The organism is Paenibacillus sp. AR247, from assembly GCF_002968895.1.
Taxonomy (GTDB): domain Bacteria; phylum Bacillota; class Bacilli; order Paenibacillales; family Paenibacillaceae; genus Paenibacillus_AQ; species Paenibacillus_AQ favisporus.
This window is the reverse complement of record NZ_PCZT01000026.1, coordinates 6,274-14,338: the sequence shown is the minus strand read 5'-3', so window position 1 is coordinate 14,338 and position 8,065 is coordinate 6,274. Positions and strand designations below refer to the sequence as shown.

The window sequence follows — 8,065 nt, the reverse complement described above, 5'->3', positions numbered from 1 at the left end:
CCGCTTGAGCGCGGTGAACATCCGGCTGCGGTCGATGACAAGGTCGCGTACGACCGGGAACGTCTTCATCGGTTGAATCCGGATCGGCTGTTCCAGCTTATCGATCAGCGCCGCACACGCTTGGCGCGGCTTGCCGTTGATCACCATCGAGCACGCGCCGCACACCTCTTCCAGACAGTTGGATTCCCAACATACCGGGGCGATCTTTTCGCCTTTGGCGTTGACCGGGTTGCGCTGAATTTCCATCAGCGCGCTGATCACGTTCATCCCCGGGCGGTACGGAAGCTCGAACTCCTCGGTATAGGCAGCAGCGTCCGGGCCGTCTTGACGGGTTATCATAAACTTCACTTTTTTGGAAGATGCAGTTGCTTCCGCCATGTCAAATCCCCCTTCTTTACTTGTCTTTGGAGTAGTCGCGGATCCGTGAGGGATCAGCGATACATCCACTGCTTCATAAGAAATTTGTGGACCATCCGGTGTCCACGTCGCTTTGGTCGTCTTGAGGAACTCCTCGTCGTTGCGTTCCGGGAAATCCGGCTTGTAGTGGGCCCCGCGGCTCTCGTTGCGGAGCAGTGCTCCCAGCGTCATCGCCTCGGCCAACTCCAGCATGTTCCACAGCTGGCGGGTAAACGAAGCGCCCGGATTGTTCCAGCGCGACGTGTCGTTGACGTTGATGTTTTTGTAGCGCTGCTTCAGTTCCTTGATTTTGGCGATCGTTTCTTCCAGCTTTTTATTGTAACGGACCACGGTCATATTGGCGGTCATGATATCGCCGAGCTCCTTATGCAGCCCGTACGCATTTTCCGTGCCGTTCATTTTCAGGATGCCTTCGTATTTGTCCGTCTGCTGCTTCTTATAGCGTTCGTATACGCTTGAAGATACATCAGCTGAGGATTTTTTCATTCCCTTAATGTATTCCACGGCTTTCGGTCCGGCCACCATGCCGCCGAAGATCGCCGATACGAGCGAGTTGGCTCCAAGACGGTTGGCCCCATGGTATTGATAATCGCATTCGCCGGCTGCGAACAGGCCTGGAATGTTGGTCATTTGGTTGTAATCGACCCACATGCCGCCCATGGAATAGTGAACCGCCGGGAAGATCTTCATCGGAAGCTTGCGCGGATCGTCGCCGACGAATTTTTCATAGATTTCGATAATGCCGCCAAGCTTGACGTCCAGCTCTTTCGGATCTTTATGGGACAGGTCGAGGTAAACCATGTTCTCCCCGTTGACGCCAAGTCCCTGATTGACGCATACGTCAAAAATTTCGCGGGTCGCAATGTCACGCGGCACCAGGTTGCCGTAGGCCGGATATTTCTCTTCAAGGAAGTACCAAGGCTTGCCGTCTTTGTACGTCCAGATCCGTCCGCCTTCACCGCGGGCCGATTCGGACATGAGGCGCAGCTTGTCGTCGCCCGGAATCGCTGTCGGGTGAATTTGGATAAATTCGCCGTTGGCGTAATGAACGCCCTGCTGGTACACGGCGCTGGCCGCGGTGCCGGTATTGATGACCGAGTTGGTCGTTTTACCGAAAATGATCCCCGGTCCGCCGCTGGCGAGAATAACCGCGTCAGCCTGGAACGTATGAATCTCCATCGTGCGCAAATCCTGCGCGCAGATGCCGCGGCAGATGCCCTCGTCGTCGATGACGGCCTGCAGGAATTCCCAGTGCTCATGCTTCGTGACGAGGCCTTCCGTTTCGTGGCGGCGCACCTGCTCGTCGAGCGCGTACAGCAGCTGCTGTCCGGTCGTTGCGCCGGCAAACGCCGTACGGTGATGCTTCGTTCCCCCGAAACGGCGGAAATCGAGCAGTCCTTCCGGCGTACGGTTGAACATAACGCCCATCCGGTCCATCAAGTGGATGATGCCAGGCGCCGCCTCGCACATCGCCTTGACCGGCGGCTGGTTGGCCAGGAAGTCCCCGCCGTACACGGTATCGTCGAAGTGAACCCATGGCGAGTCGCCCTCGCCCTTCGTATTGACGGCACCGTTGATGCCGCCCTGCGCGCACACGGAGTGCGATCTTTTGACCGGAACCAAAGAAAACAAGTGAACATGGACGCCTGCTTCCGCTGCCTTGATGGTGGCCATCAGACCTGCCAGACCGCCGCCCACGATAATAATATTAGATGTTGCCATGCCTGCTCACTCTCCTTAACTTAAAACTGACTTCACGGTATCAATCCATACCGAAGCTTCCTGGAACTCCGCTCTGCGGAAGGCAACCAGGGACAAAATAAACAGCAGTGCTACCAAGACGAACAGCGTCATGCACACATACGAGGATACCCGCTGTGCGCGCGGCCCGACCGTGATTCCCCATGCGACCAGGAACGACCAGAGTCCGTTCGCAAAGTGGAAGGACGCGGATACGACGCCGATCAGATAGAGGATAAAAAATACCGGCTGTGTCACGATATCGTGCATAAGGGAGCCTAGCCCTTCGTGGGTCACGTTGCCGAGAGTGATCTGGAACCGGGTTTCGAATACGTGCCAGATGATGTATACGAACGTAATGACACCGGTAATCCGCTGCAGCAAATAACGCCAGTTGCGCTCATAATTGAAGTGTCCGTTATTCGGTTTCGCCTGATACGCGATATACAGCCCATACACGCCGTGGTAGATCAGCGGGAGATAAATCAGCACCCACTCCAGCACGAAAATGAGCGGAAGGTCGTTCAGCAATTTGACGCCGGCGTTAAACCGCTCAGGACCTCCTTCAAATGCGCCAAAATTCGTCAGGGCATGCTCGATGAAAAACAAGGCGAGCGGAATGACCCCAAGAAGCGAATGAAGCTTTCTGGCATAGTAACCTTTCATAAATTGACGTGCCCCTTTCTTCATAGTACAACGTTTTCATAATTCATTATTCGACATCATTCTGCCACCCTTTTTCTAACCTGTGAACAACTTGTGGCACTTTTCATGTTACTCTTTTTTTTCTTATAATGGAATTGCAATATAATTATTAAACGTTATAATGTAAATGCATAACAAAATGAATTGTCGATGTAACTTCACAGAAGACAGACCGCGTTTAGTGGTAGTTTTTCTTGCGATATAATGATGTTTAGTCTCTGAAGCTTATTCGTTCTTATATCTAAACAAAATCACTTATCGAAGTAAATTCTAAGAAGACAGACCGCACTTAGCGGTAGATTTTCTTGCGATATAATGGTGTTCAGTCCCTGTAGCTTATTCGTTCTTATATCTAAAGCAAATCAATTGTCGATGTAACTTCACAGAAGACAGACCGCACCTATAACCATCTTACCCCAAGCAGCTGCAGTCCAAAAGTTTCATGGAGATGAATGACATGTTTGAAGATTTGGATGTATTCGCCACGGTGGTGGAGCAGTCGAGCCTGAACAAGGCCTCGAAGCTGCTGAATTTGTCCCAACCCGCCCTCTCGCGTAAAATTCCAAGCTGGAGGACGAGCTCGGCGTGCAGCTGTTCAACCGCCGCGGCAAGCGCCTTGAGCTGACGGCCTTCGGCCAGTCGGCCTATACCTTTGCCCTGGAGCAGCGGCAGCAGCAGCAGAAGTTCATGCAGATGATCGCCAAGTACAAAGGGGACGATCAAATTTCGGTGACCCTCGGAGCCAGCCTGACAACGCTTCAGACGACGCTGCCGCCTTTGGTGAACGCGTTTATGGAGAAGCACCCTTCCGCTGAGCTGAAGCTGGTCACCGGGAAAACGCACGAAATCGTGTCGGCCGTCCGCGACAAGAAGCTGGACGCAGGCATCGTCGCCTCTTCAATCGAAGAGCCCGGCCTGAGCTGCACACCGCTGTTCGACGACCACCTGGAGCTGGTGCTTCCCCGCAATCACAGGCTGTGCGGCCAGGATAACGTGAGCATGGACATGCTTCACGGCCTGCCGATGATTATTTTCTCAACCGGAACGTGGTACCGGAAATTGACCGACGAATTGTTCCACCGGGCCGGCGTCGTGCCGGACATCCGGATGGAAATGGATTCGTTTGAAGCGATCGTCCGGCTTCTGCCCGCCTGCAGGGCGGCGGCACTGCTGCCGAAGTCGTATTTGCGCAGTCAGCTGCTGGACGACAACGACCTGGCGATTCTTCATATTCCCGATCTGCAGGAAACACGGCGCACCACCTCGCTTGTCTACTCCGAAAACGGGGGACTGAGCGCCGGGGCACGCCGCTGGATTGAAGAAACGAAAAAGATTTTCGGCCGCACCCGGGATGAATGACGCGGTGCCGGCAAATGACGAGCCGTCTAGACGGGATTCCCCCGTTCCTGACGGCTCGTATCATGTTACAGGCTATTTCTGCCCCACGGGCCTAGAAGCCGCCGGCTCTGCCTTGACCTCAAGGCCCAGCTTGCGGGCGACAAGTCCCGTGGTGCTGGCCTGCAGCAGAATCGTCAGCATGATCGCCATGAACGTCACGGCCGAGATGACATCAGCGTGGGCTACGCCCATGCCGGCGATCATGCCCGAAAGGGCGGCCGGAATGACCCCGGTCTCCCGGACCCACATCATGAACAGCAGCTCGCGCCAGGACCATTTGACCTTGCGGTCGGGCAGGGCGCAGAGCAGAATCGTGATGGGCCGGGCGATGACCATCAGCACCAGGACCGCCGCCAGGCTTGGCCAGAAGTAGTCGCCAAGCACCCGGAAGTTGACCTGGCTGCCGAGCAGGATGAAAATCAGCATCCGCATCATGACGCTCGTATTGTCCGCAAACGACGCGGTCTCCTCCAGCTTATCGTCCATTGACAGCCCGAACGTATCCGCGTTCCCCCAGATCAGTCCGGCCACGAAGGTCGCCATAAATCCGCTGACATGAATAAGGTCCCCTATTAAATAAGAAGAAAGTGCGACGACGATCATCGTGATCGTCGTGTAGTCTTTCAGAACGCCAAGCCGGAAATGGGCAACGAGATACGTAAGAATCATAGATATGACAGCGCCGACGAGAATGCCGCCGACGGCGGTTTTCACGAAATCCCAGCCCATCGTCCCGATATGTAAGGAACCGCTTCCCGTCACCGCGGCCAGCAGCGCAAAGGTCAGAATCGACCCGGTCGCGTCGTTGAAGGCAGACTCACTCTCTACCGTCTCCCGGACCCTTTCCTTAATCGTCACCTGCTTGAACACAGGAATGATCGAAGCGGGGTCGGTCGAGGCAATGACGGCGGCAGCCAGGAAGGCAAAAAGCCAGTCCAGCCCGAACAGGTAATGCACGGCAGCTCCGACGATCAAGGTCGTGACGATGACGCCGGGAACGCTCAGCATGGAGAGCGTGATCCATACCTTCCGCAGCCCGCTCAGCTTCAGGTTCCGGCCGCCGTCAAACAGAATGAGCGCCGAGCCGACGGAGAGGATCAGCTGGTTGATAAGCGAGCTGCTTGCCTCGTTGATCAGATGCAGCCCCTGCCCAAGCAGCATGCCTGCCACGATAAACACAGCAACGTCCGGAAGCCTGAGCCAGGAGGCCAGTCTTCCGGACAGCATGCCGACGGCAATGATAAACAGCAGCAGTATTAAAATGTGATGAATCATTTCGGTCGTCGGGGATTCCATGTCTGTCTCACTTCCGGATTTACGATTTGACGTTCACCGCTTCGCTCTCGAAGCGGTCGATATTGCTGTTGGAGCCGATGATGACCATGATGTCGCCTGTATGCAGCTGGTCCATCGCCGTCGGCGCAACGATGACTCCCTCGGTACGATGGAGCGCAACAATGCTGCATCCGTACCGTGCTCTCGTATTGACTTCGCTGAGCGTCTTACCGTTCAGGCATTGCGGTACGGTCATCTCCACAATGCTGTAATCTTTGGACAGCTCGATGTAATCCAGCAAATTCGGCGTCACGAGCTGGTGCGCCACCCGGATGCCCATATCCCGCTCCGGGTAGATCACCCGGTCCACGCCCAGCTTGGACAAGGCTTTGCCGTGCAGCATGGAGATGGCCTTCGCCACTACGGTCTGAACGCCCAGTTCCTTCAGCAGGATCGCGGCAAGAATGCTCATCTGGATATCGTCTCCGATCGCCACGACCCCGCAGTCAAAGTTACGGATTCCCAGCGATTTGAGAACCTCCTCGTCGGTTGCATCCGCCACCACGGCGTAGGTCAAATGCTCGCTCATGTCATTGACTACTTCTTCATTAATATCCACCCCAAGCACCTCGTAACCCAAATCCATAAGCTCCATGGCCAGGCTTGAGCCGAACCGCCCCAAACCGATGACGACAAACTGCTGTGTTTTCATTTCTCTCCAGATGCTCCTTATCCCTTAATGTTGATTTTATATATGATGACTTTGATAATATGGAAACTTTGAATCATCCAAGCCCGGTTACCCGATAATGATTTTGCCTTCGGGATGCCGGTACAGCTCTTTGCCTTTCTTAGGGCCGAGCGCATAAGCGAAAGTCAAGGGTCCGAGACGCCCGGCAAACATCGTTAGACAGATCAGGATTTTCCCGATCAAGGACAAATGCGGCGTCAACCCGAGGGTCAATCCCACCGTGCCGAAAGCCGACGTTGTCTCGTAAAGGATCATCAAGAAGCTGCTGTCTTCCGTCGTAGACAAAATCATGGACACGCCGACGACCAGGAACAAGGCCAGGAACGTAATGGTCAACGCTTTAAAAATTCGCTCCTGCGCCAGACGGTAACGGTAGATGACGATGTCATCACGCCCGCGGATCATCGCAATCACCGCACCGACAAGAATGGTGAACGTCGTGGTCTTGATCCCGCCCCCCGTGGAGCCCGGCGAAGCGCCGATAAACATCAGAATGATCGTAAAAAATTGCGACGCCTGGCGCATGCCTGCCAGGTCCAGCGTATTCGCCCCGGCCGTCCGCGGCGTAACCGACTGGAACAGCGAGGCGAGAATTTTGCCGCCCCAGTTCAGCGAACCGAGCGTCTTGGGATTCGTGAATTCGAAGATAAAGATGACGACCGCTCCGATCACGATCAGGGCGCCGGTCATGGACAGCACCACTTTCGTGTGGAGCGACAACTTCCGGTTTACCCGGTAATCTACCAGGTCGGACATGACGATAAAGCCGATGCCGCCGGAAACAATCAGAAACATCACGACAAAATTGACGAGCGGGTCGTATACAAATCCCGTCAGGCTGTTAAAATGGCCGAACAGGTCAAATCCCGCATTATTGAACATGGACACGCCATGAAATATTCCAAAATAGATCGCTTTTCCAAGAGGCATATCGAACGACCACCGGATGGCGAGCAGCAGTGCTCCGCAGCCTTCGATCGTCAACGAAAAAAATATGACTTTCCGAATCAGGCGGACGATACCTTCCATCGTGTTCTGATTCATCGCTTCCTGCAGCAGGAGCCGGTCCCGGAGCGAAATCCGGCGCTTGAACACCAGGGCGATCAGCGTGGCCATCGTCATAAATCCGAGCCCGCCGATCTGGATCAGCAGCATGATGACGACTTGACCGAACGTGCTGAAATACAGCCCCGTATCTTTGACAACCAAACCGGTCACGCAGGTCGCCGAGGTTGCCGTAAACAAGGCATCCATAAAATTCAGCGGCTTACCCGTCGTGTTCGAAATCGGCAAGGTGAGCAGTATGGCTCCGATCAAAATAATGGCCGCAAAACCGAGCGTTAATACTTGCGGAGGGGCCAGCCGGAACCACTTCCATTTCCCAATCAATACATTCACCTCTTTAAAAAAGTCAAAAGAAAAAAAGCATCGGAAATCCAATGCCTTTCGGTTTGGCTCCTGCATGCACGACGCCTACGAGGTTAGCTGACGGATTCGGGCATGCACAGGTTGCCCTATTCGCGGACTAAACCGTCCCAACGAAATTCACCCCAAAAAATTGGTTCCCCCGTTTTCACTTGGAAATTCGGCGTTCTTATTCATTTGCATCAAAATTATAATCTTTATTGTAGGACTTCACAAAGGCCTTTTTCTGATGAATTGGATGGAAAACAGCCTGATTCGCAATGCAGGTGGACACGGTCTGCGGTTATCTTCTCTTTTCGATAGCTTTCCTTGATTTTCATCGTTTTTTCACCACTATTTTCAGGGTATACTGGT

The 8,065-nt window shown here is 54.1% G+C and carries 5 protein-coding genes, 2 pseudogenes and 1 riboswitch; of the genes and pseudogenes, 1 reads left to right on the top strand and 6 read right to left on the bottom strand.

Annotated features, from left to right (window positions below; genetic code table 11):
• The 3 genes and pseudogenes from CPT76_RS34235 to CPT76_RS34225 all read right to left on the bottom strand — a co-directional run.
• A partial coding sequence (locus CPT76_RS34235) for a 2Fe-2S iron-sulfur cluster-binding protein (protein WP_258169074.1) occupies positions 1-378 on the bottom strand: 378 nt, incomplete at its 3' end.
• 16 nt (positions 379-394) lie between these two features.
• Positions 395-2,139 (bottom strand): annotated as a pseudogene (sdhA, locus tag CPT76_RS34230) (succinate dehydrogenase flavoprotein subunit).
• A gap of 15 nt (positions 2,140-2,154) precedes the next feature.
• On the bottom strand, positions 2,155-2,823 hold the full coding sequence (locus CPT76_RS34225; protein WP_105446082.1) for a succinate dehydrogenase cytochrome b558 subunit: 669 nt from the start codon (positions 2,821-2,823) through the stop codon (positions 2,155-2,157).
• Between the two features lie 496 nt (positions 2,824-3,319).
• Here CPT76_RS34225 and CPT76_RS34220 point away from each other — a divergent pair.
• Positions 3,320-4,221: pseudogene (locus CPT76_RS34220) on the top strand (LysR family transcriptional regulator).
• Between the two features lie 72 nt (positions 4,222-4,293).
• Here the strand turns inward: CPT76_RS34220 and CPT76_RS34215 are convergent.
• The 3 genes from CPT76_RS34215 to CPT76_RS34205 form a co-directional block, all read right to left on the bottom strand.
• Positions 4,294-5,556 (bottom strand): cation:proton antiporter, encoded by a 1,263-nt coding sequence (locus CPT76_RS34215; RefSeq protein WP_105446081.1) that lies wholly within the window; start codon positions 5,554-5,556, stop codon positions 4,294-4,296.
• Between the two features lie 19 nt (positions 5,557-5,575).
• Positions 5,576-6,247, bottom strand: coding sequence for a potassium channel family protein (locus tag CPT76_RS34210; RefSeq protein ID WP_105446080.1), 672 nt, complete (start codon positions 6,245-6,247; stop codon positions 5,576-5,578).
• Positions 6,248-6,334: 87 nt separating this feature from the next.
• Positions 6,335-7,675, bottom strand: a complete 1,341-nt coding sequence (locus CPT76_RS34205; protein ID WP_258169073.1) for a TrkH family potassium uptake protein — start codon at positions 7,673-7,675, stop codon at positions 6,335-6,337.
• Between the two features lie 67 nt (positions 7,676-7,742).
• A riboswitch (cyclic di-AMP (ydaO/yuaA leader) is annotated at positions 7,743-7,887 on the bottom strand.
• Positions 7,888-8,065 lie beyond the last annotated feature (178 nt).

Bases quoted from the DNA above. Each gene is read 5' to 3' on its own strand.
- CPT76_RS34225 (WP_105446082.1), bottom strand. From the start codon at position 2,823: ATGAAAGGTTACTATGCCAGAAAGCTTCATTCGCTTCTTGGGGTCATT.
- CPT76_RS34215 (WP_105446081.1), bottom strand. From the start codon at position 5,556: ATGGAATCCCCGACGACCGAAATGATTCATCACATTTTAATACTGCTG.
- CPT76_RS34210 (WP_105446080.1), bottom strand. From the start codon at position 6,247: ATGAAAACACAGCAGTTTGTCGTCATCGGTTTGGGGCGGTTCGGCTCA.